Below are 25,693 nucleotides of genomic sequence, written 5' to 3'. Positions count from 1 at the left end.
GCAACTTTTTTCAGAGCCCGGCGCGCGGGGTCATGCCGAGCGCGGCGACACCACCGACCACCCCGATTCCGGCGAGCACCCACCACGCCGAGACGAACCCGTCGTGCACGTCGTCGTAGAGAACCGCGGTGCCGACGATCGCGACGAACACGCTGACACCCAACGACATTCCGATCTGGCGGTTCATGCTGACCACCGCACTGCCGGTCGCCGCCTGATGGGCGGGTAGGTCGGCCGTCGCGGAGGACAGGATCGACGGCAGCGCGAATCCGACACCGGCACCGCCGATGAGCCAGCCGGGCAGCATCTCGGTGGCGAAGTCCGGGGTCGCGTCGACCGACAGCGCGACCATCCCGATCCCGACCGCGAACAGGACACAGCCCGCGGCCACGATGACGCCCACCGGAATCCTCGCATTGAGGCGATCGGCGACCGCCGCGAAGATCGGGACCATCAGCGGTCCGGTGGACACCGCCAACCCGGTCGTGATCGCCGAGAACCCCCAGACCTGTTGTAACCACAGGATGTTGGCGAGCAGCGCGCCGGCGAACGGAATCGAGAAGAGCAGGATGGCCACGTTGGCGTAGGAGAAGGCCCGAACCCGCAACAACGCGGGGTCGATGACCGGTTCGGCGTGGCGTCGGGAACTCAGCACGAACCCGGCGAACGCCACCAGCGCAACGAGCCATGCACCGATGATGCGGGAATCCGACCAGCACCATTCACTCCCCTGCACCAGACCCAAGGTCAGCCCACCCACGGCCACCACGAGCAGACCGGCGCCGAGAGCATCGGGAAACGCAGTCACAGAATCGTTTCGGGAGCGGACGAGAACGAGCGCACCCGCGATGAGAGCGGCGATGCCCACCGGGATGTTCACCAGGAACACCCACCGCCACGACGCCTCCACCAACACGCCTCCCACAGCGGGACCGAAAGCGGCGGCGAGCGCACCGGTGGCCGCCCAGATCTTCACACCGCGCGCACGACGCTCCGGCGGCAATGTCGACACCACCAGCCCGAGGCTTGCCGGCGTCAGGATCGCCGCACCGACGGCCTGCAGCGCACGGAATGCGACGAGCCACCAAACACCCTGTGCTGCAGCGCAGGCTGCACTGGCGACGGTGAACAGTGCGAGACCCAGAAGGAACCCACCTTTACGGCCATAGCGATCGACGATCCGGCCCGCCGGGACGAGGAGCGCCGCATAGAGAATCGCGTACGCGTTGAGGATCCACGACATCGCGGACAGGCTCGCGCCGTCGAAGTCGGCACTGATGTCGTCGAACGCGACGTTGACGATGAACACGTCCAGGCTGGCCATGAACGCGGCGCCGGACAGGATGAGCAGCGTGAGCCCGGGACGGGCGAGAACCGGTGACGCTGCGGCGGAGTCGGTTTCGGTACGCGTGGAGGTCATCGGGCCGACCACCCCACGACGCGGCGGCTCTGGCGCGCGGAAGCGAGGAGCCGCCCGTTGCGGTCACGGAGGGTGGTGTCGTCGACGGACCAGCCGCCCGACGTGGAGATGTTGCGGGTGTGCACGAGGACCGGCGCCGGTTCGGGATCGTCGAGCGCTGCGGTGATGTGCATCGAGAAGGCGACGGTGGGGATGGCCAGGGGTGCGGTCAGTGTGGGGAAGACCGCGGGCGGCAGACAATCGGCGAGCAGGCCGAGGTAGGCCGCGTCGAGCGCCATGGGGGCACGCGTCGAGATCCACGCACGCATCCACGGGTCGTCGGCGCCGGTCAGCGGCAGCGGGCCATCGACCGGGCGAAGGTCGAGGTGACCGCCCATGGGGACGATCTCCGGCGGGATGTCGAACTGCGCGAGCCCTTCCGGACCCGGCACGGCCGCCGTGAAGTCGACGATGTCATCGGCAGCGGCGTCGCCGACCCGCCCCGCCGTCACCGAGGCGATCGCGATCTCGGCGGTTCCCTGCGTGACGGCCACGTCGACGATCCGCGTGTGCCGGCCGACCTCACGGACCGACGGCGTCAGGATGAGTTCGCCGCCGGCCGGTTTGCCGACGAACCGCAGGTCCACCGCGCGGACCGACGCCCCCGGCACCGCATCGGCTGCGACGTGTACGGCGAGCGCGACGATCGCCCCGCCGAACGGGCCCGACCAGCCCCACCAACTCTCGTCGATGGTTGCCGCCCACCTCCCCGAACCGACCGGCAACGCCCCGAATTCTCCCGCCAGACCACCGGCAGCGTTCCACTGCCTGCTGAGTTGTTTCATGCAACTCATGCAAGCAGGTTGAGTTGCTTCACGCAACCCACTATCGTCGAGGGCATGCGCCGCGCCTCTTTCACCGACATGAACTGCTCGGTCGCCCAGAGCCTGGAGATCGTCGGCGAGTGGTGGACCCTGCTCATCGTTCGCGATGCCCTGTTCGGCGTGACTCGGTTCGACGAGTTCTCGACGCGGCTCGGTATCGCCCGCAACGTCCTGACCCAGCGTCTCGACACCCTCGTCGAGCACGGCGTGATGACCAAGGAGCCCTACCAGGACAACCCGGTCCGCTACGACTACCGCCTCACCGACAAGGGGCGTGACCTGTGGACCGTCGTCACCGCGCTACGGCAATGGGGCGACAAGTGGACCACCGACGACGGCGCGCCGGTGGAGTCGACGCACACCTGCGGCGACACGATGACCGTCGAGCCGCACTGCTCGGTCTGCGGCGAGCACGTCGAACTCGCCGACCTCCGCGTTCGCCCGGGGCCGGGCGCGCGGGAGAACAACCCGCTTTCCGGGTTGCATCGATAGCTCCCAGCTGCGTCGATGGCGGACTCTTCCCGAGCAAACTAGAACGTGTTCTACTGTGGGGAGAGTTCCGTCTGGACGTCCTTGAGGAGCATGATGCGGTTCACTTTCGCCGAGGCCATGACCGACCCGTCGTACTACGCGCCGCTCGCGCAGGCCGCGGAGAAGGCAGGGTACGCCGGCTTCACCATCCCCGACTCGCTCGCCTATCCCGAGGAATCGGACGCCAAATACCCGTACACCCCCGACGGCAATCGCGAGTTTCTCGACGGCAAGGCGTTCATCGAGACCTTCATCCAGGCCGCGGCACTGGGCGCGGTCACCTCGACTATCCGCTTCACCCCGTTCGTGTTGAAACTTCCCGTCCGTCCGCCGGCCCTGGTCGCCAAGCAGGCCAGTTCGGTCGCCTTCCTCACCGGTAACCGCCTCGCCCTCGGCGTCGGCACGAGCCCGTGGCCCGAGGACTACGACTTCATGGGTGTCGACTTCCGCCGCCGCGGCAAGCGGATGGACGAGTGTATGGACATCATCCGCGGCCTCACCACGGGCGAGTACTTCGAGTTCCACGGCGAGTTCTACGACATCCCGAAGATCAAGATGACGCCCGCGCCCACCGAGCCCATCCCGCTGCTCGTGGGCGGCCACGCGGACGCCGCACTCAAACGAGCGGTGATCCGTGGCGACGGTTGGATGCACGGCGGCGGCCCGCCCGAAGAACTCGACACGCTTCTCGATCGGATCAACGAGATCCGCAAGGCGGAGGGCAAGGCCGACGATCCGTTCGAGATTCACGTGATCTCGATGGACGCCTACACGGTCGATGGATGTAAGCGCTTGGAGGACAAGGGGATCACCGATGTGATCGTCGGTTTCCGGCTACCGTATGTAATGGGTCAGGACACCGAGCCGCTCCAGACCAAGATCGATCATCTGAACTGGTACGCGGACAACGTGATCGCGAAGGTCAACGACTGATTCGGTTGTGCAGCGGTCTCCGTGACAGTCCCCGACGTTGCGGCCGGCCCTCGACCAGCTGTCAGGCAGGCACCTTGTCGAGGAAGCCGCGAACGTCACGGATGCGCTGGTCCGCGTCGACCACCACCACGTCGAAACCGACGACGACCGGCTCCTCGCCGTCCGGGCCCAGACCCCATTGGAAACGAACCTGCTGATGGTGGGCATCGACCTCGCCCACGGAGGTGAACACGAAGCCCGGGAACTGGGCATGCACGGCCTGGATGGTCATTCCGACGGCTTCGCGGCCCTGCACCTCGGCAAGCGGGTCGACGTACGCGCAATCCTCGGACCAGTGATCGGCGAGAAGTTCGGCGCGTGCCGCCTCGTCGGTGGCGTTCCAGGTGTCGAGGTAACGGGTGACAGTTTCTTTCATGGTGTCTTCCTTGTCTTTTCTCGAATGAGCTGCACCCGAAGTCTCACCGCTGGTCGACCGGCGGTCGATTACCCGCGAGGTCATGGTCGTCCGGATCCGGACTGCCTACGCTCGGGGCATGACTTCGACGGCGACAACTCCATCGGTCGGCAATGAATTGCGCCGCTGGCGCGAGCTGCGATCCCTCAGCCAGCTCGCCCTCGCCACGCAGGCGGAGGTGAGCACCCGGCATCTGAGCTTCGTCGAGAACGGACGGTCCCGGCCGACACCGGAGATGATTGTCCGTCTGGCAGAGGTGATGCGGGTACCCATGGGCGAGCAGAATCGACTTCTGCTCGCCGGAGGCTACGCTCCTCGCTATCCGCACCGTGCCACCGACGACGAGGCGCTCGCGCCGGTGATGGCCGGACTGCGGCGCTTGTTGGACGCCCACGCGCCGTACCCCGCTTTGCTCCTCGATGACCATTGGGACGTCGTCGATGCCAACGAGCCCGTCGATGCGCTGGTCACCGGTTGTGATCCCGGTCTGATCGAGCCGCCGCTGAACGTGATCCGGCTCTGCTTGCACCCGCGAGGACTCGCGCCGCGCATCCGCAACCTGCCCGCTTGGCGAACACACCTGATTCACCAACTCGAGCAGCGCATCGCCCACACCGGCGGTGACCCCGACCTGGTCTCACTCCTGGAGGACGTCACCGCCTACCCCTCCGACGGAACTCCACCCGCCCGATCGCTGGTCGACCCTGTCATCCCGATGGAGATCGAGGTAGGCGACGATGTACTCCGGCTCTTCAGCGTGACCAGCCAGATCGAGAGTGCATCAGACGTCACCCTCCGTGGGCTCCATCTCGAGACTTTCGTACCCGCGGACGACACCACGCGGCAGCTGCTGAGTCGGTGACAGGAAACTGAGCGGCCTCCGCACGCGCTGAGCACCCGGCCCAGGCCAGGCCGGCGAGTCTCGCCTCGCATCCGCGGAAAGACGGCGAGGCCCATGCTGTCCGACATCATGCGACTTCGCGATCACCTCCGAGGTCATGATTGTCCTTCTGAGAGTGCCGCTTTCGGATCAGGCGACTGGTGTCGCCCAGCAACTGCGCTTCGATGCTGCCACTGGGGGGCACCGGTCGGCGCTGTTGCACGGCACCTCCCCCTGGGGCAGACTGCAGACACGGACAATGCAGACCCCAGGTGTGAGCAATCACCGGGTGGGAGGACAGCGATGACCGATTCACCCGGTGGGTCGGCCTCGTGGTCGACGCAGGGTGCCGGTCGGGTGAACGGTTCGTCTCGCCTGAACAGGCGTACCTTCTTCAAGGCCGCGGGGGTCACCGGTACCGCGCTTCTCGGCGCCTCGGCACTCGCCGCATGCGGCGGGTCGTCCGTCTCGCCGACTACCTTGCGGGTCGCCATCGCAGGTGAACCCGATCAGCTCGATCCGCAGAAATCCAGTTCGTACTTCACCTTCGAGGTGCTCGAGAACGTCTTCGACACCCTCGTCGAACCTGACGAGAACCTGCAGATGCAACCGGCTCTCGCCGAGAGCTGGGAGGTCAGCCCCGACGCCCGGCAGTGGACGTTCCTGCTGCGGCCCGGGGTGACCTTCCACAACGGCGACACCCTCACCGCCGCCGACGTCGAGTTCTCGTTCCGACGCATCCTCGACGAGGAGCTGTCCAACGCCTGGAAACTCGAGGCCATCGAATCGATCACCGCGCTCGACGACCGCCGCGTGCAGTTCACCGTCCGCGAACCCACCCCGAACCTACTCACCAACATCGGCGGCTTCAAAGGACTGGCGATCGTCAACCGGCGCAACGTCGAATCCGGGGAGATCGCAACGAAACCCGTGGGCACGGGCCCGTTCTCGTTCGTCTCGCGCTCCCCCGGCGCGTCGATCGTGCTGAAGGCCAACCCCGACTACTGGGGTGGGCCGCCGGCGATCGACGGCGTGAACTACAGCTTCATCTCGCAGGGCACGACGGCGGTGTCGGCATTGCGCTCCGGCGAGATCGATTGGACGGACGCGATTCCCGCGCAGCAGCTGAACATCCTGTCGCGGGACGACACCCTAGAAGTCGGCACCGTCACGGCCAACGACTACTGGTACATCACGATGAACTTCGACGCCAAGCCGTTCGAGGACACCCGCGTGCGCCAGGCCGTCGCCTACGCCATCGACCGACCATCGATCGCGCAGGTCGTCGGATACGGCACCGCCACACCCAACGAACTCGCGATCCCGTCGACCAGCCCGTGGTTCGCGCCCTACGACCGCTACACCGCGGGCCTCGACCGCGCTCAAGCCGTCGACAAGGCGAAAGACCTGTTGCGCCAGGCCGGTATCCGGTCGATGGACATGCGGCTCATGGTGACCACCGAGTACCCCGAGACCGTGACCGCCGCGCAGGTGATCGCGTCGAACCTCGCGGACGTCGGCATCACCGTCAAGATCGAGCAACTCGACTTCGGTGCGTGGCTCGATCGGCAGGCTGCCGGTGACTTCGATGCCCTCCTGCTCGGTTGGCTGGGCAACATCGATCCCGATGACTTCTACTACGCTCAGCATCACTCGAAGGGGACGTCGAACGCGCAGAAGTACTCGAACCCGCAGGTGGACGCGTTGCTCGACCGGGGACGCACCGAACTCGGTGTCGAAACCCGCAAGGGCATCTACGCCGACGCCGCCGGCCGGATAGCCGATGACGTCAGCTATCTGTACCTCTACAACCCTTCTGCCACGCAGGCGTTTTCGAGGGAGCTCCACGGGTACACGGTCCGGTCCGACAAAGCCGTCCGGTTCCGGTCCGTCCGGCTGGAGAGGAGCTGACGTGACCGCGCTCCGTTCCCCGCTGCTGCGCTTCATCCTCATCCGGCTCGCCTACACCGTCGCCGTCTTGCTGGGGGTGATCGTCGCGGTATTCTTCCTGATCCAGATCGTGCCCGGCGACCCGGTGCGCATCGCACTCGGCACGCGCTACACGCCGGAATCGTATGAGGCGCTTCGCAGTGCATCCGGCCTGGATCAGCCGCTCGCCAACCAACTGTTCGCCTACGTCGGCAATGCCTTCACCGGCGATCTCGGGGTGAGCTTTCGCAACAGCGAACCCGTCACGACCATGCTGTTCGACCGGTTGCCCGCCACCATCACGCTCGCCCTCGCCGCCATCGTGGTGGCACTGCTCATCGCGATCCCGCTGGGGTCGTGGGCGGCTCTCCGCGAAGGCCGACTGGCCGACAACGTCATTCGCGTCATCAGCCAGTTCGGCATCTCGGTCCCGGACTTCTGGATGGGCATCCTGCTGATCGGTCTCTTCTCGACCGCGCTCGGCTGGCTGCCGTCGGCGGGATACCAGCCGTTCGCCGACGGGCCGCTCGGTTGGTTCGAGCATCTCGTCCTGCCCGCGGTGACGGTCGGGGTCGTGACGGGCGCGATCATGACGCGGTACGTCCGATCATCGGTGCTCGAGGTCGTGAACACGCCGTTCGTCACCACCGCCGAGTCAAAAGGCCTGAGCAAGAAGAAGATCATGCTCGACCACGTGGGACGCAACGCCCTGGTGCCCGTCCTCACCATCTCCGGTATCCAGTTCGCCGGGCTCCTCGGTGGCGTCATCGTCGTCGAGGTCGTGTTCGCCTGGCCGGGCCTGGGACTGCTGGTCTACGACTCGGTCGCGGCCCGCGACTACCCGGTGCTGCAGGGCGCCATCCTGCTGATCGCGGTGATCTTCCTGTTCGTGAACCTCGTCGTGGACATCCTCTACGCCGTCATCGATCCGAGGATCCGGTTGTCATGACACCCACCGCACCCGACCCTCCCGCCGCCACGGATTCGGCCTGTCGCCTGCTGCTCCGCAATCGCGCATCGGTCGCGGGCCTGGTCGTCATCGCGGTCGTCGTCGTCGCGGCGGTCTTCGGTCCGCTCATCGCCCCCTACGGCGCCAACGCGATCGACGTGCCGAACGCACTGCAGGCACCGAGCTGGTCGCATCTGTTCGGTACAGACGACCTCGGTCGCGACGTCTTCTCCCGGGTCGTGCTCGCGGCGTCGGTGAGCTTGCGGGTCGCGGTGATCGCCGTGGCGATCTCCCTCACGGTCGGCGTGATCCTCGGGATGGTCGCGGGTTTCGCCGGCGGGGTGCTCGACACGGCGCTCATGCGCATCGTCGACGTGGTGTTCTCGTTCCCCGTGCTCCTTCTGGCACTGGCGATCGTCGCGGTCCTGGGGCCCGGGGTCACATCGGCGATGATCGCCATCGGCGTCGTCTACATCCCGATCTTCGCTCGGGTCGCCCGCGCGGACACGTTGCGGGTGCGGCAGACCCAGTACGTGCAGTCGGCCCGGACGATGGGGGTGCGTACGTCCCGCATCCTGTTCAGCCATGTGCTGCCGAACATCTCGGGGCCGGTCATCGTGCAGACCTCGATCTCTCTCGCGTTCGCCATCCTGTCGGAGGCCGCACTGTCCTTCCTGGGCCTCGGTGTCCAGCCGCCCGATCCGTCATGGGGCCGCATGCTTTTCGATGCGCAGGGTTTCATCACCACCGCATGGTGGATGGGCGTCTTCCCCGGTCTCGCGATCCTGTTCACCGTGTTCGCGTTCAACCTGGTCGGCGACGGGGTGCGCGACGTGCTCGACCCACGGCAGCGCACGCTGCTGCGCAACCGGGGATACGACCGCACGTCCGTCACGGTAGCGACGGCGACGCCGAAGCCGGCACGCGCAGTCGCCGAGGATTCGGTGCTGGACGTGGAGGACCTCATCATCGGGGTCGGGCCGCGGGAGATCGTGCACGGCATCAGCTTCACGGTCGCACGCGGCGAGACTCTCGGCATCGTCGGAGAGAGCGGTTCGGGAAAGTCGTTGAGTGTGCTGTCGGCGACCGGCCTGTTCGACGCCCCGAGCGCCTACGTGCGCGGATCGGCTCGACTCGGCACCACCGAGATCGTCGGCGCCACCCCGTCGACGCTGCGTGCCCTCCACGGAACACGAGTGGGCTTCGTCTTCCAGGACCCGTCGTCGAGCCTCAATCCGCTTCTCACCATCGAGCAGCAGCTCACCGAGGGACCGCGCCGGCACCTCGGCCTCGGTCGCGCCGAGGCACATGACCGCGCACTCCAGTTGCTGCGCGACGTCAATCTGCCCGATCCCGAAAGCCGTTTGCGCGCATACCCGCACCAACTGTCGGGCGGCCAGCGCCAGCGCGTGATGATCGCGATCGCCCTTGCCTGCGACCCCGACCTGCTCATCGCCGACGAGGCGACCACGGCCCTCGACGTGACCACCCAGGCGCAGATCATCGATCTCGTCGCCGACCTCCAGCGCAAACGCGGCATGGCGGTGGTGTGGATCAGCCACGACCTCGGGGTGATCGGTCGGATCGCCGACCGTGTCATGGTCATGCGTTCGGGTCGCATCGTCGAAAGCCGGGACGTGGCAGCACTCTTCGACGACCCGCGGGACGAATACAGCAAGAAGCTCCTCGACTCGCGGCCGTTGCTGAGCAAGGTCGAGGAACGCGACACCGACCGGGGGCTGACGAAGGAAGTCGCCGAGAAACCCGTCCTGCAGGTGAGCGGGCTCGGCGTCGAGTACGTGGTGCGCGGCCCGGCGGGTCGCAGCGTGGTGCATGCGATCGACGGCGTCGACCTGCAGGTGGCCCGGGGTCGGACACTCGGCATCGTCGGCGAGTCCGGGTCGGGAAAGTCGACGGTCGCCGGCGTTGTCACCGGACTGATCACTTCCGGCCAGGGCGCGAAGGTGACCGGCAACGTGACGGTGACGATCGATGGGCGCGAGGTCGAGGCGGTGGGTGTTCGAGGTGCTGACGAGGCGCTCCTCCGACGCCGGGTCGCGATGGTCTTCCAGGACCCGACCGCGTCACTGGATCCGCGGATGACGGTCGCCGCGTCGATCGCCGAACCGCTCCGCGCACACGGGTTGGCTTCGGGCCGCAACGAGATGCGGAGCCGTGCGGAGCAACTTCTGAACGACGTCAGCCTCGACTCCTCGTTCCTCGGCCGGTACCCACACGAGATGTCCGGCGGCCAGCGTCAACGCGTCTGCATCGCGCGAGCTCTGGCGTCCGAGCCGGAGATCCTCATCCTCGACGAGTCGACCGCGTCGCTCGACGTCTCGGTGCAGGCGGGGGTTCTCGAACTGCTACGCGGCCTGCAGCGCGAGAAGGATCTGACCTTCCTGTTCATCGCGCACGACCTCGCCGTCGTGGAACAGATCAGCGACACCGTCGCGGTGATGCAGAAGGGCAAGGTCGTCGAGACCGGCCCGGCATCGCAGATCCTGCACGACCCCGAAACCGACTACACGCGAGGCCTTCTCGCGGCGATCCCGCCAGAGGTCCCGCAGCGGGCGTGACCTAACCGCGCAACGCGGCCTCCGCGGCGCGGAACCCGCACATGCCGTGCACTCCCCCGCCCGGCGGGGTCGACGAGGAGCACAGGTACACGCCGTCGACGCCCGTGGCGTACGGATTCGGCGACAGGCGGGGCCGGGCGACGAGATGCCACAGGTCGTTTCGGCCGCCGCCGATGTCGCCGCCGACGTAGTTCGGGTTCTCGACCTCGAGCTCGGCGGGACCGATGCTCCGGGACGCGCGGATGCGCGAGGAGAATCCCGGTGCGAAGCGCTCGATCTGCGCGGTGACCGCCTCGGTCGCGTCGCCGGTGTACCCGCGCGGCACATGGGCGTAGGCCCACAACGGTTTCCGATCACCCTTCGCCCGGGAGGGGTCGGCAAGCCACTGCTGGCCGATGAGGACGAACGGATCGTCGGGCATCCGGCCGTCGAGGACCGTGTTCTCCGCTCTCACCACCTGTTCCATGGTGCCGCCGAGATGGACGACGCCGGCGCGGTCGCATCCGGGGGCGGTCCACCCGACCTCGCCCTCGACGACATAGTCCACCTTGAACGCCCCCGGTCCGCCCCGATGCCCACGATAGGTCCGGGCGGTGCGCGACGGCTGTTCGGTGCCGAGGATGCGTTGCGCCGCTGTGGGGTCGGTGTCGAGCAGGACGATGTCGGCATCGAGGTCGGCGCGGCTGGTCACGGTGGTGCCGGTCTCGATCCGGCCGCCGAGATCGGCCAGCTTCGCGGCGAGCGCCCGGGTGATCGCGGCAGAGCCGCCCTCGGCCACCGGCCAGCCCTCGACGTGGCCGGCCGCGGTGAGCATCACGCCGCCCGCCGCGGTACCGATCCGGTTCAACCGCACGAAGGGATGCGCCGCGATGCCGATGAAGAGCGCGCGTGCCTGCGGGGTGGAGAAGGCTCGGGCCAGCAGGGTCGCCGGGAGTCCCGAACGGACTGCGAAGCCGGCGAAATCCAGCGGATGCCGCGGGATTCGCAGCATGGGCCCGAGCGCGTCGTCGGCGATGGTGGAGAAGCGTTTCGCCACGGGCCCGAAGATCGCGCGCCACCGTCGACCGTCGGCGCCGAGCCCGGCGGCGGTCTTCTCGACCGACTGGTAGAACAGGCCGGCGGTGCCGTCGTCGAGGGGATGCGCGGCGTCGATCTCCGGCCGGAGGAAGCGCAAGCCGTACCGCTCGAGCCCGAGGGTTCGCAGATATGGAGACGCCGCACCGAGCGGGTGGAAGGCCGAACAGATGTCGTGCACGATGCCGGGCTCGAGCAGCTCCGCGCTGCGTGTGCCGCCACCGATCTCGTCGGCGGCCTCCAGCACGGTCACCTCCAGACCCGCCTGGGCGAGCCGGACCGCCCCCGCGAGTCCGTTGGGTCCTGCTCCGACTACGACGGCTCTTCGCATGCCGCCACGGTAGCCGCGATCACCGGATCTTGAAGATGACCGCCCGCTGGACCACGAAGTTGATGACCGTCGCGGTGCCCTGCGCGATGACGAAAGCGATCGCCGAGTAGACGGCCGTCTTGTCCCACAGCGACGACAACCAGCTGTACAGACCGACGTTGACCGCGAAGGTGACCAGGTAGAGGAGCACGACCGCGGTGAAGCGGGCGGCGCTCGGCTCGGCGCGGAACGTCCAGCGCCGGTTGATCAGGTACGCGACGGTGGTGCCGAGGATGAAGCCGAATGCCTTGGCGACCCAGTCCGGGGTCCCGACGATGTACTGCAGGAACAGCGTCAGCCCGAAGTCGAGAACCGCCGACCCGGCGCCGGTGACGACGAAGCGGATCAGCTGCGTCTTCAGGTCGACATCGGTCGACGCCTCTTCGTCGTCGAAGGGCAGTTCGATCGGCATCGGCGCATGCCGCGTCGTGAAGTCCTCGTGGTGATCGTGAGGGACGTCACCTGCGGGTTCGTCGTTGCCGGAGTCGGGTCGAGACACGCTGACACCCTAGCGGACGAGCTAGAACTCCTCGTCGACGTCCGAGTCCCGGGCGGCGCGTTCGCCGCGGTCCAGCGAGGCGAGGTCGGCGAGGTCCGCGTCGTCGAGGGCGAAATCGAAGAGGTCCGCGTTCTCGAGCTGACGGCCCGCGTGCGACGACTTCGGCACGACGCTGATGCCGTGCTGCACCGCCCACCGCAGCGCGATCTGAGTCGGCGACTTGCCGTACTTGCGGGCGATCCGCAGGATTGCCGGGTCGCCCAAGACACCTTCCTTACGGCCGGTCGGATGCCACGCCTGTGCGTGAATCCCCTTCTCCGCCATGAATTCACGGAGCTCGGTCCGTGGCAGTGCCGGTGAGCACTGGATCTGGTTGAGCACCGGCCAGCGCCCCGTCTCGTCGAACAGCGCCTGGAGCTGATGAGGTTTGAAGTTCGAGACACCGGGCGTGCGGACGTAACCCTCGTCGGCCAGGGTGAGCAGCGCCTTCCACGACTCGACCGTGCGTCCGAGACTCGGGCACGGCCAATGGATCAGATAGACGTCGATGTAGCCGACACCGAGCCGACGCGCGCTTTCCTTGGCGGCGTTGATCGCCTCGTCGAAACCCTGGTCACCGCCGCTGAGCTTGGTCTGGACGATGACCTCGTCACGAGCGATGCCCGAACCGTTCGCGCCCATGCCGACACTGAGCTCGTTGCTGTAGCGGGGAGCGGTGTCGAGGAGTCGGTATCCGGCCTTGAGTGCGGCGCTGACCGCGCCGATGCACGGCCGGCCGAGCATGTTGTAGGTGCCGAGTCCCACGAGAGGAATCGACCGACCGTTGCTGAGCTCGACCGAGGGGATGTCCACCCGACAAGGATAGGTCGGCCGCGACCCCCGTTCGCTCCGCCGAGACCAAACTGGAAACCGAGGGGGGCACGGAAACCGCTCCGGTACGGCACGAATACTCACCGTCCTGAGGTGTACGCGGCACATGAGTACCTTTACTGTTCTGAACATGTCTGCCCTCACGTCCAGATCACCGGTGTCGCGCACCACGCGAACACTCGTCTCCGTCATCACCGGCCTCGGCATGGTCCTGCTCGCGTTCGGATCGACCGCCCCGGCACACGCGGATGACGCGGTTTCCGTCGGCATCCCGAACTGGTCGGGCCTGGACGTCACCGAGTACTCGGGCCCCATCCCGGCCAAGGCGGGCACCCTCATCTCCCAGGTCCCGCTCGCCGCGGAGCTCAACCTCCCCGCGGCCGGTGACGCCTACCGCATCCAGTACTCGTCGCTGAACCAGCACGGCAAGATGGCGACGGGCACCGGCGCGGTCTTCCTGCCCAAGGGCAAGGCACCCGCCGGTGGCTGGCCGATCATCTCCTGGGCGCACGGCACCGTCGGCATGAACGACGACTGCACGCCATCGGCGTTCCCGCGCAGCGAGCGCGACCAGAAGTACCTGGGCCACTGGCTCCAGCAGGGTTACGCCGTCGTCGCCGCCGACTATGTCGGTCTCGGCACCCCGGGCCTGATGGCCTACCTGAACGGCGTCACCGCGGCGCACGCGATCGTCGACATCGTCGTCGCGTCGCATCAGATGGATCTGCCGTTCGCCAAGCGCTGGGCCATCATCGGACAGTCACAGGGTGCGGCCGCCGCCCTGAACGGCGCCCGCTACGCCACCGAGTTCAGCCGTGGCTCGGGTCTGGACTACCGCGGCGTCGTCGCCACCGGCATCCCGGCCAACCTCGAGTACCTGTACCAGAACCTGGGACCGGCCGTCCCGCCGGTGAACCTGCCCGGCGGCCTGAACGCCTACACCGCCTACATCTTGGCCGGGTTCAACGACACCCGTCCGGACATGAACATCACCAAGGTCATGACACCCAAGGGCATCGCACGCCTGGCCGAGGGTCGCACCACCTGCTACCCGATCCTCAAGAAGGCACTCGCCGGTGACGACGTGCGCACCTGGTTCCGCGCACCGCTGATGTCGATCCCGGGTCTGAGCCCGGCGCTGCACGAGTACATGGCGACCCCGTACAAGGGTTACGACCGCCCGATCTTCCTGGGCCAGGGTCTGCGTGACGTCGATGTGCCGGCACCGTCGGCGCTGTCGCTCTACGCACAGATGAAGGCCAACAACCAGCCCGTCGAGCTGTTCGTCTACCCCGAGGACGACCACTCCAGCGCGGTGCTGGCCTCGATGAAGGACTCGACCCCGTTCGTGGCCCGCATCCTGCGCTGACCCGAAATCACCGCTGCGGTGTCCGTCGATCTGAGACCCTTTGAACGATGGGCACAGGACCGATGGGCACCGCAGTTGCTTCTTATGACGACGTCATCATCGGCGCTGGGCACAACGGCCTGACCGCCGCCGCCTATCTCGCGCGCGCAGGTCGTCGGGTCCTCGTCCTGGACAAGGCCGATCATGTCGGCGGGGCGACCGTCTCGGCGATGCCCTTCCCCGGTCTCGCGGCCCAGCTGTCGCGGTTCTCGTATCTGGTCTCGCTGATGCCGCGCGAGATCATCACCGACCTCGACCTCGACATCTCACTGATCCGACGCCGCTACTCCTCGTACACGCCGCTCCCGTCGGACCCGACGCGCGGCATCCTCATCGACACCCAGGACGACGACGCGACCGCGGAAACGTTCCGGCGGGTGTTGCGCGCCGACCGCGTCGGGGCCGACGCCGTGGGATATTCCACCGCCGGTTTCATGGCGTGGCAGTCCTTCTACCGTCGCGTCGGGACCATCGCCCAGCGCGTCTTCCCCACCCTGATCGAGCCGCTGCGTACCGCCGCCGACATGCACGAACTCGCGGTCGGCACCGACACCTCCGACGCCGAGCTGTGGGAGGCGCTCACCACGCTGCCGCTCGGCACGCTGCTCGGCCAATACTTCGACGACGACCTGCTGCGCGGCATCGCCGCCACCGACGGCCTGATCGGCACGTTCGCCGATCTCGACGACCCGTCGCTGCGGCAGAACATCTGCTTCCTCTACCACGTGATCGGCGGTGGGACCGGCGACTGGGACGTCCCGGTCAGGGGCATGGGTGCGGTCTCGGGTGCGCTGTACCAGGCCGCGACGTCGGCGGGCGCCGAGATCCGCACCGGGGTCGCGGTGTCGGGCGTCGATCCGGCTGACGGGACCGTCGAGTTCACCGATTCGGGCGGCACGCCGCACAACGCACGCGGCTCGATGCTCTACGCCGCCTGCGCACCGCAGGTCCTCAACACACTGCTCGACGATCCGATCGTCTGCGAGGCCCATCCCCGCGGCTCGCAGCTGAAGATCAACCTCCTCCTCGACCGTCTCCCCCGCCTCCGCGACGAGTCAGTGACACCCGAGGCCGCGTTCGCCGGCACCTTCCACATCAACGAGACCGCGAGTCAGCTCCACGACGCCTGGCGGCAGGCCACCCGGGGCGAGGTCCCTGAGCTGCCGCCTTGCGAGATCTACTGCCACACCCTCTCCGACCGGTCCATCCTCGGACCCGAACTCGACGGCAAGCACACGCTCACGCTGTTCGGTCTGCATATGCCACCGGACGTGTTCGACGAACCGGGCGCCGTCGAGCACGCGGTGGGCGCGACCTTCGCCTCGCTCAACATGCTGCTCGCCGAGCCGATCCAGAACGTCATCGCCCACGACCTCGACGGCCGCCCGTGCATCGAGACGAAGACCCCGCAGGACCTCGAGGACATGCTCGGGCTGCCCGGCGGCAATATCTTCCATCAGTCGCTGCGGTGGCCGTGGGCGGAAACGGCGTCGGAGGTCGGCACCTGGGGCGTCGAGACCCGCCATCCGCGGTTGCTGCTGTGCGGCGCCGGCGCACGACGCGGCGGGGGTGTGAGCGGCATCCCCGGCCGGAACGCGGCGGCCGCCGTGCTGGGACGGGCCGAACTCGGCGTGCTGCGGTAGCCCGACGCCACAGCCTCGCGAAAGTGCGACACCTGTCGCACGTCGTCTCTCATCGGCGGCCCACCGCGGCCGAGTACTCTCTTCAGCGATGTCTACTGAAGAGTTGCTGCCGATCACGACCCGCAAGCTGGTGGGTTGGTCTCGCACCACCCCGATCGAGGGCCACGTCCTGTCCACGCCGTATCCCGAGGTCATCGCCGAGGCGGTGGCCCGCGTCGCCGACGACAACGCGGACAAGCCGGACTACCTCAAGCGCGGTGTCATCGCCCGCGGACTGGGCCGCTCCTACAACGAGTCGGGCCAGAACAGCGGCGGTCTCACGATCGACATGACCCCGCTGACCAGGATCTACGCCATCGACTCCGAGACCGCGACGGTCGACCTCGACGCCGGCGTCTCCCTGGACACCCTCATGCAGGCCGCGCTCCCGTACGGCCTCTGGGTGCCGGTGCTCCCGGGTACCCGCCAGGTCACCGTGGGCGGTGCGATCGCGCACGACATCCACGGCAAGAACCACCACAGCCAGGGCAGCTTCGGCAACCACGTCGTGGAGATGCAGCTGCTCGTGGCCGACGGTCGCATCCTGACGCTCACCCCGGACGGCTCCGGCGACGACCCGAACGGCGAACTGTTCTGGGCGACGGTCGGCGGCATCGGCCTGACCGGCATCGTGCTGCGCGCGAAGATCCAGATGAAGCGCACCGAGAGTGCCTACTTCATCGCCGACACCGCGCGCACCGGGTCGCTGCAGGAGACTCTCGACCTGCACCTGCAGGACGGTTTCGAGGACGGGTACGAGTACGCCTCGGGCTGGTTCGACACCATCAGCGCACCCCCGAAGCTCGGCCGCGGCACCTTCTCGCGCGGCAACCTCGCGCGCGTCGATGAGCTGCCGGAGAAGTACCGCGACAACCCGTTGTCCTTCAACAACAAGCCGCTCGTGCGGTTCCCCGACGTCTTCCCCCGCGGGCTGGCCAACAAGCTCAGTTTCGCCGCGGTCGGCGAGGCGTACTACCGGATCGGCCCGCCCAGCGAGGGCAAGGTCAAGAATCTGGCGCAGTTCTATCACATGCTCGACGTGTTCGGTGACTGGAACAACGCCTACGGTCGCGGTGGCGGATTCTGCCAGTACCAGTTCATCGTGCCCACCGGTAACGAGGCCGAGTTCACCAACCTCATCGAGCACATCCAGGCGTCGGGACACGTCAGCTTCCTCAACGTGATCAAGCTCTTCGGCGAGGGCAACAAGGCGCCGCTCAGCTTCCCGTTCAAGGGCTGGAACGTCTGCCTGGACTTCCCGGTCAAGGCCGGACTCGCCGAGTTCCTCAACGATCTCGATCGCCGCGTGATGAGCATGGGCGGACGCCTCTACACCGCGAAGGACTCGCGGACGTCGGCGGCGGCCTTCCACTCGATGTACCCGCGCATCGACGAGTGGATCGCCACGCGTCGGCGGATCGACCCCAACCGCGTGTTCATGTCCGACATGGGCCGCCGACTCGAACTCGCCTGACCCACAACCGGTTCCGACCTCCATACCACCTCTGCGGCCCGACCGGCCGCAGACCACCGAAAGCGAGAAGACCGAAGATGATGAACGCCGTCGGCGTCCCACAGTCCATCCTGGTCCTGGGCGGGAGCTCGGAGATCGGGCTCGCCATCACCGCCGAGTACCTGAGCAAGGGACCGGCGCGGGTCATCCTCGCCGCCCTGCCGGGCGATCCGGCCGTCGAGGCGGCAGTGGAGAAGGCCAAGGAGGCCGGCGCCACCGAGGTCAGCGTCATCGACTTCGACGCCCGCGCCACCGACACCCACCGCGACGTGATCGACAAGGCCTTCGCCGACGGTGACGTCGACGTCGCCATCGTCGCCTTCGGCATCCAGGGTGACGACGAGCAGGCGTGGCAGGACCACGGCCTCGCGGTCGCCGAAGCCCAGATCAACTACACCGCAGCGGTTTCCGTCGGCGTCCTGCTCGGCGAGAAGATGCGCGCCCAAGGCCACGGCCAGATCATCGCGATGAGCTCGGTCGCCGGTGAGCGCGTGCGTCGCAGCAACTTCGTCTACGGCTCCACCAAGGCCGGCCTCGACGGCTTCTACCTCGGACTCGGTGAGGCGTTGCGTCCCTACGGCCCTCGCGTCCTCGTGATCCGTCCGGGTCAGGTCCGCACGCGACTGTCGGCGCACGTCAAGGAGGCGCCGCTGACCGTCGAGAAGGAAGACGTGGGACGCCTCGCGGTGGCCGCGGCCACCAAGGGCAAGGAGATCGTCTGGGTCCCCGGACCTTTCCGCTACATCATGATGGTCCTGCGCCACATCCCGCGCCCGATCTTCCGCAAGCTGCCCGTCTAGCAGCCCCCGACTGCGATTGCGAGCGATGACGACTTCTGTGAGCGCTGACCGCCAGGACCCCACGACCGCGCCTCAGGAAACGGACTCCGGTCCCACCACGGCATCACGCCTGGGCCGGACGGCGCTGCTCCTGCTGACGGCTGTGGTGGTCGGTGCGGTGGTGTCGATCGTCGGCCTCAAGGCGATCGAGACCGTCAACTGGCCGGCCTTCAACTCGTCGAACGTGACCCGGTCGCTGACGACCGCCGGCCAGGTCCTCGCGATCGCGGTGCTCGTCGTCGTCGCATTGCTGTACCGCTACGGCAAGGGACGGGTGTTCATCCCGTTCCTGTCGGCGGCGGCCATGTCGGCGTTCGTGACGGTCACCATCGGGATGCCCTTGGGGGCGACGCGTCTCTACCTCTTCGGCCTGTCCGTCGACCAGGAGTTCCGCACCGAGTACCTGACGCGGATGACGTCGAGTCCGCACCTGGCGGACATGACCTATCCGGATCTGCCGCCGTATTACCCGGCCGGGTGGTTCTGGTGGGGCGGCCGGTTCGCGAATCTGCTCGGCCAGCCCGGGTGGGAGGCGTACAAGCCGTGGGCCATCGTGTCGATGGCAGTGGCCGCGGCGGTCGGCATCATCCTGTTCAACCGCATGTTCGGTGCGGATCGTGGTGTGGCACTGGGACTCGCGGTGACCACGATGGCCCTGCTGTACGCCTCACCCGAGCCGTACGCCGCGATCCTCGTGATCATCGGTGTACCGATGATGATCGTCCTCACCTACGCGCTGAGGGGTCGCACGCGTGCCGCCGATGGTCCGGCCGGACCACTGCGGGGTGCGACCAGTTGGCCTGCGGTGGTCGGTGCTGGTGTCTTCCTCGGCATCTCGGCCGCGACCTACACGCTCTACACCGGCCTGTTCGCACTCACCGCGATCCTGCTTGCCTGCTACTTCCTCGCCCAGGGCTGGATCGCGGCGACCAACAAGGCGACACCGACCCGGACCGTCAAGGCGCACCGCCGCGAGATCATGGTCGCCGTCGCCGGCCGACTCGTCTCGGTGGGCGTCATCGCCGGAGGAATCGCCCTGCTGGTCTGGGCGCCTTATCTGCTGAAGCGGCTGTCCAGCGCCCCGGCCAGCGGCGGAACCGCCGAGCACTACCTCCCGGAGCGCGGTGCGGTGTTCCCGCTGCCGATGTTCGGGGTCAACCTCGTCGGCGCGATCACCATGATCGGCCTGCTGTGGATTCTCCTGCGTTTCCGGACACGCACCGTCGCGGTTGCCATGGGCGCCACCGTGATCACGGTGTACCTCTTCTGTCTCCTGTCGATGCTCATGACCGCGATGGGCACCACCCTGCTGTCCTTCCGGCTCGAGCCGATCCTGGTGTGTGCGCTCGCCGCGGCCGGCGTCTTCGGTGTCGTCGACATCGGCCGCTGGGCCGTGGGCAGGTTCGGTGACGTACGCGTCGTCGTCGGCGCGGTGGCCGTGCTCGCCGCAATCGCAGCGGCACAGAGCATCCCCGGTCATCTCGGTACGGAGATCACCACCGCCTACACCGACACCGACGGTTACGGCAAGCGCGCCGATGCACGTCCGGCCGGCGCCGAGTCGTACTTCGCCGAGATCGACAAACTGATCGGGGAGCAGACCGGCCGGCCGCCGACCGAGAACGTCGTCCTCACCGCCGATTTCGGGTTCCTGTCGATCTATCCGTACTGGGGTTTCCAGGGACTTACCTCGCACTACGCCAACCCGCTGGCCGAGTTCGACAAGCGCGCCGCGGCCATCGCACGGTGGGCGAAGTCGGAGGACGCCGATCAGTTGGTCGGACACCTCGACGAGTCGCCGTGGAAGGCGCCGAACGTCTTCCTGTTCCGATACAGCTCGGACGGGTACTCGCTCCGCCTCGCCGAGGACGTCTACCCGAACGACCCGAACGTGAAGCGTTACACCGTCACCTTCGATCCTTCGGTCTTCGATGACCCGCGGTTCGAGGTCACCGAGGTGGGCCCGTTCGTCCTCGTCGTCCGGAAGTGAGCGATGCGTCCCTCCTTCCGCACCGCCCGGCCGATGGAGATCACGCGCCTCGACGCTGACTCGGCGACAACGTATTTCGTCCACACCGACGTCGTGAACTGGGTGCTGCTGGAGCAGAACGGCGAGCTCACCCTCATCGACGGCGGTTACCCCGGACAGGCCGGGCAGGTGATCGAATCGATCAATCGGATCGGTCGCCGCCCTGAGGACATCCGTGGCGCGCTGCTGACACACGCGCACGTCGACCATCTCGGCGGACTCGCGAAACTGCAGGTGCGGTACGGATTCCCGGTCTACATGGATCCCGTCGAGGTCGACCACGCCCTGCGGCACCATCTCCAGCAGGCCAACGCCCTGGACCTCGCACCGCTCGCCGGACACCGACGACTCTGGTCGTGGCTGGCCAAGACCACACCACTCGGGGTGTTGAGCCGCGCGGGACTGCCGGCGGCAGCACCGTTCTCCGAGCCGCTGGATCTGCCGGGTTCACCGATCCCGGTGGCCAGCCACGGCCACACCGACGGCCACAGCTCCTACCTGGTCGGCGACGGACGCGCCCTGGTCTCCGGCGATGCGCTGGTCAGCGGCCATGAGGTGTCGGCGATCGTCGGGCCACAGTGCATTCCGTCACCGTTCCAGCACGACGAGGCCACGGCGCGTCGGAGCGTCGAACGGTTCACCGAACTCGACGCCGAGCTGCTGCTGGCCGGACACGGACCGCTGTATCGAGGCAGCGTCGCCGACGCGGCCCACCGAGCGCTGGCGCTCTGAACTAGTCTCCGAACCCCACGAACGTGGTGGCTTCCTCGACCGTCTTGCGTTCGGAGATCACGGCATTGGCGGGGAACGTCTCATCCGGCCAGCCCAGCGCGATGCTCTTCATGATCACCTGGTCATCCGGGATTCCGGCATGTTCCCGAACGACGGGTGACTGCATGATGCCCTGGCTGTTGATCACCGCACCGAGACCCCGGGACCAGGCGGCGTTCACCAACGCGGTGGAGACCGCACCGCAGTCGAAGGGTGTGTCGTCGCTGCCGTCGAGGATGCGGTCGTAAGTCACGATCACGCAGACCGGGGCGTCGAACTGGCGGAATCCCCGTAGGACCCAGTCCTGCCGCATCTCCATGTCCTCGCGAGCGATGCCCATCGCGGTGAACAGCTGCTTGGCCACGCCGACCTGGCGATCACGATGGACACCGGTGAACTTCTCCGCCCCGGTCCGGAACTCGCGAGAGTGCGGTACACCGGCCAGGTTGCGCTCGGTGTTGCCCGCACGGATGCGATCGAGTGGTTCACCGGTGATCACGTAGAAGTTCCAGGGCTGGGTGTTCATCGAGGACGGAGCACGCATGGCGAGCGCGAGGATCTCCTCGATCAGTTCTCGGGGCACGGGCTCCGGTGTGAAACCGCGGATGCTGCGCCGGCCCAGGATCACGTCGTCGTACTGCATCGTTCCCTCTCGTCGGGCCATCGGGCCTACCGATCTGTCTTCACCCTACTGTTACCCGCGCCACGTTCTCGCCGTCCAACACTGCCGATGAGCCGAACAAAGGGTAGCGTTACCTGAGTAGTTTCCGGGGCCGGAGGAGGGGCCGCGTCCCGCACGGAACGGCGCCGTCCGGGTCGAGAGCCGCGGCCCGCCCGCAACCGTGGTCCCCCCCCCGCCACCTGGGGAGTTCGAGGACATGACCGGCGCCAGATACCTGGATCACAGTCCGTTTGCCACGGCCGGATCATCCGAGTCCGCCGGGACCGTCGCCGCCCGATGGCGAGCCATCGCCCGCAGCGGTGGCGACTCGGCCGCGATCCGCACTCCGGAGCAGTCGATCACTTTCGCGCAGGCGGCCGCGCGGGTGGACGACCTCGCCCGCGCAATCCTCGACACGACCCCGACGGACAACCCGGTGGCCGTCGAGATCGAGTCCGACGTCGACTCGGTGCTCTCAATGCTCGCGGTCTGGTGCGCCGGACGTCCGCTCGTACTGGTCGACCCGTTCCTGCCCGAGGACCGCCGCGCGAACATCCTGGAACTGTCCGGGGCGCACCTCCTCACCCCGGCGACCGTCGGTCAGCTCGCGCCGCTCGACCAGGCCGCGACGCCCTACGCCGAACCCGCACCCGACGACCCTGCAGTTCTCCTGTTCACCTCCGGCTCCACCGGCACCCCCAAGGGGGTCGTACTCGCCCAGCGCATACCCGTCAACCACGCGCGTGACGGCCGACGGTTCATGGAGCTCGGTCCCGACGATCGCGCTGCGGTGCTGCTGCCGCTGAGCTTCGGCGGCGGGCTCGACGCGCTCGCGATGAGCCTCCTGAACGGTGCGACGATGCTGCTGTGGGATGTCCGGCGCCGCACGACCACCGGGCTACGCGACTGGCTGTCCGCCGAAAGTGCCACCACCGCGCACTGCACTCCGTCGCTGCTCCGGTCGTGGCTGGGCGAGCTCGACGCCGAGGACGCCGTCGACTCCCTGCGCCTGCTCTCGACCTGCGGTGAGCCTGCGCATCGCGCAGATGTCGAACTCGCACGGAACACGATCCTCTCCCGCGGCGTGTTCTGTTGCTGGGCAGGCGCATCCGAGGTCGGCAACCTGGCCTTCAATCTCTTCCCACCGGAACGCGAGGTCACCGACGGCGCGATACCGGTCGGCCTCCCGGCATCGGACAAGGTCGTCCGCATCGTCGACGAGGACGGTCACGATCTGCCGCCGGGGACCACCGGTGAGGTCATCGTCGAATCCGCACACATCGCCTCCGGGTACCACGCGGATCCGGAGCTGACCGCGGCCCGCTTCACCTCGCTGCCCGACGGCCGCAGACGCTACCGCACCGGCGATCTCGGCCGTCTCGACGAGAACGGTGAACTAGCACTGCTCGGTCGTGGCGACGACGCGATCAAGATCCGCGGCTATCTCGTCGAACCCCTCGAGGTCGAGTCCGCGCTGCGGTCGCTGCCCTGGACCACCGACGCCGTCGTCACCGCCGATCGGGACGAGGGCCGGCTCACCGCGCACGTGGCCGTCGACCCGTTGAAGTGGTCGCCGTCGCCCGCGGAGATCCGGCACGAACTCGGAAAGACGCTGACCCCGTGGATGATCCCGCGCGACATCGTCGTGGTCTCGGAGATCCCGCGCAACGAGCGCGGCAAGGTCGACCGCGGAGCCCTGCCTCCTCCCCCACCGCGCCCGACGCCCGAGCGTCCGCGCGGGCTGACCGAGATGGCGCTGCACCGCTTCTGGAGCGAGATCCTCGGTCTCGAACCCCAGTCCTTCGGTCGTCACGACGACTTCGTGGAGCTCGGCGGTGACTCCCTCGCCGCAGCCAAGATGCTCTCCGAGGTCCAGCACCACCTCCAGTTGGAGGTGAACACCGCCATGCTCGCCGAGGCACCGACGATCGCGCAGTTCGCGCAGCGGATCGAGGCGGCCGCGAAGGAGCGCTCCAAGAACGCCACCGGTGCCACGCTGATCCCGTTGCGGAAGGGCGCCGGCGACCCGGTCTTCATCATCGCCGGGGCGGGCAGTCTCGCGACGAGCCTGACGCCGGTCGTCCGTGCACTCTCCGGCGACCGTCCGGTGTACGCCATCCAGTCCCGTGGCGTCGAAAAGCGCGGCCGTGCAGATCATTCTGTGCGCGCCGCGGCACGTCGGGCGATCGCCGACATCCGGTCGGTGCAGCCCCACGGCCCGTATCAGATCGGCGGTTACTCGCTGGGCGGGTTCATCGCCGTCGAGGTCGCCGCGCGCCTCACCCGGGCCGGCGAGACCTGCCATCCGGTCGCCGTGCTCGATTCGGTCATCGACCCGATTCTGGCACAACGCCTTTCCGGGAGCGGACCGAACGTCGTGCAGCGCATCGGCAACTCGCTGCGCTCGCTGACGATGACGAGCGAGACACTGCCGGACCGCACCGGAACCGACGCGAAGAAGCCCACCGGCTCACCGGTCCAGCGCGTCGTGCAGGAAATCGCCCTCAAGGCACTGGTTCTCACCGCGGGACTCGTCCCGTTGTCGACGCCGGTGCAGTGGGTCGTCTTTTTCCGCCTCGGCACCAAGATGATCCGACGGCACCGGCCCAGCCCCTACTCGGGTCCGATCACGGTCGTCAAGGCACGCACCAACACCGACGATCCCGCCCTCTGGGGCCACTTCACGTCGGGGAAGGTCGAGTTCCTCGACATCGACGGCGACCACATCTCGATGATCCGCGCTCCGCACGCCACCGAGACCGCAAGGGCGATAGAGGAGATCCTGGAGCGCGCGGCAGGTTAGAACTTGTCTGCCAGACTTCATTCCGATCAAACCGTCTGCCCCACAACGTTTCTATTTCCCGACCTTGTGGAGGAAGATCCGCGTTTGTCGGTGGGTTGATCTACATTGGTTGGTAACAGATTCAGCCACCCAGGTTGGGCTGTAGACGTTGTGGGGGCAGCGTGAGCAAGTGGACCGATCTACCGAGCGAGTTCCTCGCCGGGGTCGATGCTGCCCACCCCGAATCATCCGACACCGCAACCCATATGGAACGGTTCGGTTCGATCCGCCATGGTGAGGCTTACCTGGCTTGGTGCCGGTATGAGTCGATCGTCACCGTCTACGACCAGCTCGTGGTCAACACTCAGGGCGGGTTCTTCATCGACCGCTACGCCGAGATGGCCACCCGGGTGTGCCGCGAAGCCGCCATTACGCGCTACCAGGCCGATCAGTGGGTGGGTGAAGCGCTCGCCCTGCGGGACCGGCTACCGAAAGTGCTGACCACCCTGCGCGACGGCATCCTGTCGCGGCAGTTGATCCAGACGGTCATCTCCCGCACCGACCTCATTTCCGACGCCGCGGTCATCGCGGACCTCGATACCGAGATCGAACGCATCCTGCGCACCAGGAAGGGCGCCTGGACCACACCGAAGCTGC

The 25,693-nt window shown here is 67.5% G+C and carries 21 protein-coding genes; 14 read left to right on the top strand and 7 right to left on the bottom strand.

What is annotated here, in order from left to right:
* Nucleotides 1–10 precede the first annotated feature (10 nt).
* Nucleotides 11–1,420: a DHA2 family efflux MFS transporter permease subunit gene (locus BJF87_RS15880; protein ID WP_075863639.1), complete on the bottom strand. Its 1,410-nt coding sequence runs from the start codon at nt 1,418–1,420 to the stop codon at nt 11–13.
* Nucleotides 1,417–2,244, bottom strand: a complete 828-nt coding sequence (locus BJF87_RS15875; protein ID WP_075863640.1) for an acyl-CoA thioesterase II — start codon at nt 2,242–2,244, stop codon at nt 1,417–1,419. The genes BJF87_RS15880 and BJF87_RS15875 overlap by 4 nt, the downstream gene beginning before the upstream one ends.
* Before the next feature lie 54 nt (nt 2,245–2,298).
* On the opposite strand from BJF87_RS15875, the gene BJF87_RS15870 reads away from it, so the two are divergent.
* Both BJF87_RS15870 and BJF87_RS15865 read left to right on the top strand, forming a co-directional pair.
* Nucleotides 2,299–2,775, top strand: coding sequence for a helix-turn-helix domain-containing protein (locus tag BJF87_RS15870; RefSeq protein ID WP_006358750.1), 477 nt, complete (start codon nt 2,299–2,301; stop codon nt 2,773–2,775).
* 93 nt (nt 2,776–2,868) lie between these two features.
* Complete coding sequence (locus BJF87_RS15865; protein WP_075863638.1) at nt 2,869–3,747, top strand: TIGR03619 family F420-dependent LLM class oxidoreductase; 879 nt, start codon at nt 2,869–2,871, stop codon at nt 3,745–3,747.
* A gap of 61 nt (nt 3,748–3,808) precedes the next feature.
* Here BJF87_RS15865 and BJF87_RS15860 read toward each other — a convergent pair whose 3' ends face one another.
* Nucleotides 3,809–4,162, bottom strand: a complete 354-nt coding sequence (locus BJF87_RS15860) for a nuclear transport factor 2 family protein (protein ID WP_075863533.1) — start codon at nt 4,160–4,162, stop codon at nt 3,809–3,811.
* Nucleotides 4,163–4,280: 118 nt separating this feature from the next.
* On the opposite strand from BJF87_RS15860, the gene BJF87_RS15855 reads away from it, so the two are divergent.
* The 4 genes from BJF87_RS15855 to BJF87_RS15840 all read left to right on the top strand — a co-directional run bounded on the left by BJF87_RS15855 (nt 4,281) and on the right by BJF87_RS15840 (nt 10,538).
* The gene (locus BJF87_RS15855) at nt 4,281–5,063 is read left to right on the top strand and encodes a helix-turn-helix domain-containing protein (RefSeq protein ID WP_035754458.1); all 783 of its coding nucleotides are present in this window, start codon (nt 4,281–4,283) and stop codon (nt 5,061–5,063) included.
* 321 nt (nt 5,064–5,384) lie between these two features.
* Entirely contained in the window at nt 5,385–6,992 is a 1,608-nt protein-coding gene (locus BJF87_RS15850; protein ID WP_262339017.1) for an ABC transporter substrate-binding protein, read from the top strand.
* Between the two features lies 1 nt (nt 6,993).
* Entirely contained in the window at nt 6,994–7,959 is a 966-nt protein-coding gene (locus BJF87_RS15845) for an ABC transporter permease (protein ID WP_075863532.1), read from the top strand.
* The gene (locus BJF87_RS15840; RefSeq protein ID WP_075863531.1) at nt 7,956–10,538 is read left to right on the top strand and encodes a dipeptide ABC transporter ATP-binding protein; all 2,583 of its coding nucleotides are present in this window, start codon (nt 7,956–7,958) and stop codon (nt 10,536–10,538) included. Before BJF87_RS15845 ends, BJF87_RS15840 begins: the two co-directional genes overlap by 4 nt.
* A 1-nt stretch (nt 10,539) precedes the next feature.
* On the opposite strand, the gene BJF87_RS15835 is transcribed toward BJF87_RS15840, so the two are convergent.
* Genes BJF87_RS15835 through BJF87_RS15825 form a run of 3 tightly spaced genes read right to left on the bottom strand, consistent with a single transcriptional unit; the run spans nt 10,540 to nt 13,333 of the window.
* Nucleotides 10,540–11,943, bottom strand: a complete 1,404-nt coding sequence (locus tag BJF87_RS15835; RefSeq protein WP_075863530.1) for an NAD(P)/FAD-dependent oxidoreductase — start codon at nt 11,941–11,943, stop codon at nt 10,540–10,542.
* Between the two features lie 19 nt (nt 11,944–11,962).
* Nucleotides 11,963–12,481, bottom strand: a complete 519-nt coding sequence (locus BJF87_RS15830) for a GtrA family protein (RefSeq protein ID WP_075863529.1) — start codon at nt 12,479–12,481, stop codon at nt 11,963–11,965.
* Between the two features lie 21 nt (nt 12,482–12,502).
* Entirely contained in the window at nt 12,503–13,333 is an 831-nt protein-coding gene (locus tag BJF87_RS15825) for an aldo/keto reductase (RefSeq protein WP_075863528.1), read from the bottom strand.
* A 148-nt stretch (nt 13,334–13,481) separates the two neighbouring features.
* Here BJF87_RS15825 and BJF87_RS15820 point away from each other — a divergent pair, with 148 nt between their 5' ends.
* The 6 genes from BJF87_RS15820 (at nt 13,482) to BJF87_RS15795 (ending at nt 21,554) form a co-directional block, all read left to right on the top strand.
* A complete protein-coding gene (locus BJF87_RS15820) occupies nt 13,482–14,720 on the top strand; it encodes a S9 family peptidase (protein WP_262339012.1) in 1,239 nt (412 codons plus the stop codon).
* Nucleotides 14,721–14,782: 62 nt separating this feature from the next.
* Nucleotides 14,783–16,402 carry an NAD(P)/FAD-dependent oxidoreductase gene (locus tag BJF87_RS15815; protein WP_075863526.1) on the top strand — a complete coding sequence of 540 codons (1,620 nt, stop codon included), beginning with the start codon at nt 14,783–14,785 and terminating at the stop codon, nt 16,400–16,402.
* Nucleotides 16,403–16,490: 88 nt separating this feature from the next.
* Nucleotides 16,491–17,915 carry an FAD-binding oxidoreductase gene (locus tag BJF87_RS15810; protein WP_075863525.1) on the top strand — a complete coding sequence of 475 codons (1,425 nt, stop codon included), beginning with the start codon at nt 16,491–16,493 and terminating at the stop codon, nt 17,913–17,915.
* A 77-nt stretch (nt 17,916–17,992) separates the two neighbouring features.
* Nucleotides 17,993–18,754, top strand: coding sequence for a decaprenylphospho-beta-D-erythro-pentofuranosid-2-ulose 2-reductase (locus BJF87_RS15805; RefSeq protein ID WP_035754282.1), 762 nt, complete (start codon nt 17,993–17,995; stop codon nt 18,752–18,754).
* A 25-nt stretch (nt 18,755–18,779) separates the two neighbouring features.
* Nucleotides 18,780–20,783 (top strand): galactan 5-O-arabinofuranosyltransferase, encoded by a 2,004-nt coding sequence (locus BJF87_RS15800; RefSeq protein WP_396246705.1) that lies wholly within the window; start codon nt 18,780–18,782, stop codon nt 20,781–20,783.
* A 3-nt stretch (nt 20,784–20,786) separates the two neighbouring features.
* On the top strand, nt 20,787–21,554 hold the full coding sequence (locus BJF87_RS15795; RefSeq protein ID WP_075863523.1) for an MBL fold metallo-hydrolase: 768 nt from the start codon (nt 20,787–20,789) through the stop codon (nt 21,552–21,554).
* A 1-nt stretch (nt 21,555) separates the two neighbouring features.
* On the opposite strand, the gene BJF87_RS15790 is transcribed toward BJF87_RS15795, so the two are convergent.
* Entirely contained in the window at nt 21,556–22,236 is a 681-nt protein-coding gene (locus BJF87_RS15790) for a nitroreductase (RefSeq protein ID WP_075863522.1), read from the bottom strand.
* Nucleotides 22,237–22,471: 235 nt separating this feature from the next.
* On the opposite strand from BJF87_RS15790, the gene BJF87_RS15785 reads away from it, so the two are divergent.
* Both BJF87_RS15785 and BJF87_RS15780 read left to right on the top strand, forming a co-directional pair.
* Nucleotides 22,472–25,057: an AMP-binding protein gene (locus tag BJF87_RS15785; RefSeq protein WP_075863521.1), complete on the top strand. Its 2,586-nt coding sequence runs from the start codon at nt 22,472–22,474 to the stop codon at nt 25,055–25,057.
* A gap of 161 nt (nt 25,058–25,218) precedes the next feature.
* The coding region (locus BJF87_RS15780; RefSeq protein WP_139319532.1) for a DUF222 domain-containing protein at nt 25,219–25,693 on the top strand (475 nt) is incomplete at its 3' end.

The sequence above is a fragment of the Gordonia sp. CNJ-863 genome (genome assembly GCF_001942325.1).
GTDB lineage: Bacteria > Actinomycetota > Actinomycetes > Mycobacteriales > Mycobacteriaceae > Gordonia > Gordonia alkanivorans.
Note: the sequence above shows the minus strand (reverse complement) of the source record. Positions and strands in the feature narration are given on the sequence as shown.

Bases quoted from the DNA above. Each gene is read 5' to 3' on its own strand.
- BJF87_RS15880 (WP_075863639.1), bottom strand. From the start codon at position 1,420: ATGACCTCCACGCGTACCGAAACCGACTCCGCCGCAGCGTCACCGGTT.
- BJF87_RS15870 (WP_006358750.1), top strand. From the start codon at position 2,299: ATGCGCCGCGCCTCTTTCACCGACATGAACTGCTCGGTCGCCCAGAGC.
- BJF87_RS15840 (WP_075863531.1), top strand. From the start codon at position 7,956: ATGACACCCACCGCACCCGACCCTCCCGCCGCCACGGATTCGGCCTGT.
- BJF87_RS15800 (WP_396246705.1), top strand. From the start codon at position 18,780: ATGACGACTTCTGTGAGCGCTGACCGCCAGGACCCCACGACCGCGCCT.
- BJF87_RS15795 (WP_075863523.1), top strand. From the start codon at position 20,787: ATGCGTCCCTCCTTCCGCACCGCCCGGCCGATGGAGATCACGCGCCTC.
- BJF87_RS15860 (WP_075863533.1), bottom strand. From the start codon at position 4,162: ATGAAAGAAACTGTCACCCGTTACCTCGACACCTGGAACGCCACCGAC.
- BJF87_RS15835 (WP_075863530.1), bottom strand. From the start codon at position 11,943: ATGCGAAGAGCCGTCGTAGTCGGAGCAGGACCCAACGGACTCGCGGGG.
- BJF87_RS15865 (WP_075863638.1), top strand. From the start codon at position 2,869: ATGCGGTTCACTTTCGCCGAGGCCATGACCGACCCGTCGTACTACGCG.
- BJF87_RS15805 (WP_035754282.1), top strand. From the start codon at position 17,993: ATGATGAACGCCGTCGGCGTCCCACAGTCCATCCTGGTCCTGGGCGGG.
- BJF87_RS15855 (WP_035754458.1), top strand. From the start codon at position 4,281: ATGACTTCGACGGCGACAACTCCATCGGTCGGCAATGAATTGCGCCGC.
- BJF87_RS15875 (WP_075863640.1), bottom strand. From the start codon at position 2,244: ATGAAACAACTCAGCAGGCAGTGGAACGCTGCCGGTGGTCTGGCGGGA.
- BJF87_RS15790 (WP_075863522.1), bottom strand. From the start codon at position 22,236: ATGCAGTACGACGACGTGATCCTGGGCCGGCGCAGCATCCGCGGTTTC.
- BJF87_RS15820 (WP_262339012.1), top strand. From the start codon at position 13,482: ATGTCTGCCCTCACGTCCAGATCACCGGTGTCGCGCACCACGCGAACA.
- BJF87_RS15815 (WP_075863526.1), top strand. From the start codon at position 14,783: ATGGGCACCGCAGTTGCTTCTTATGACGACGTCATCATCGGCGCTGGG.
- BJF87_RS15785 (WP_075863521.1), top strand. From the start codon at position 22,472: ATGACCGGCGCCAGATACCTGGATCACAGTCCGTTTGCCACGGCCGGA.
- BJF87_RS15850 (WP_262339017.1), top strand. From the start codon at position 5,385: ATGACCGATTCACCCGGTGGGTCGGCCTCGTGGTCGACGCAGGGTGCC.
- BJF87_RS15810 (WP_075863525.1), top strand. From the start codon at position 16,491: ATGTCTACTGAAGAGTTGCTGCCGATCACGACCCGCAAGCTGGTGGGT.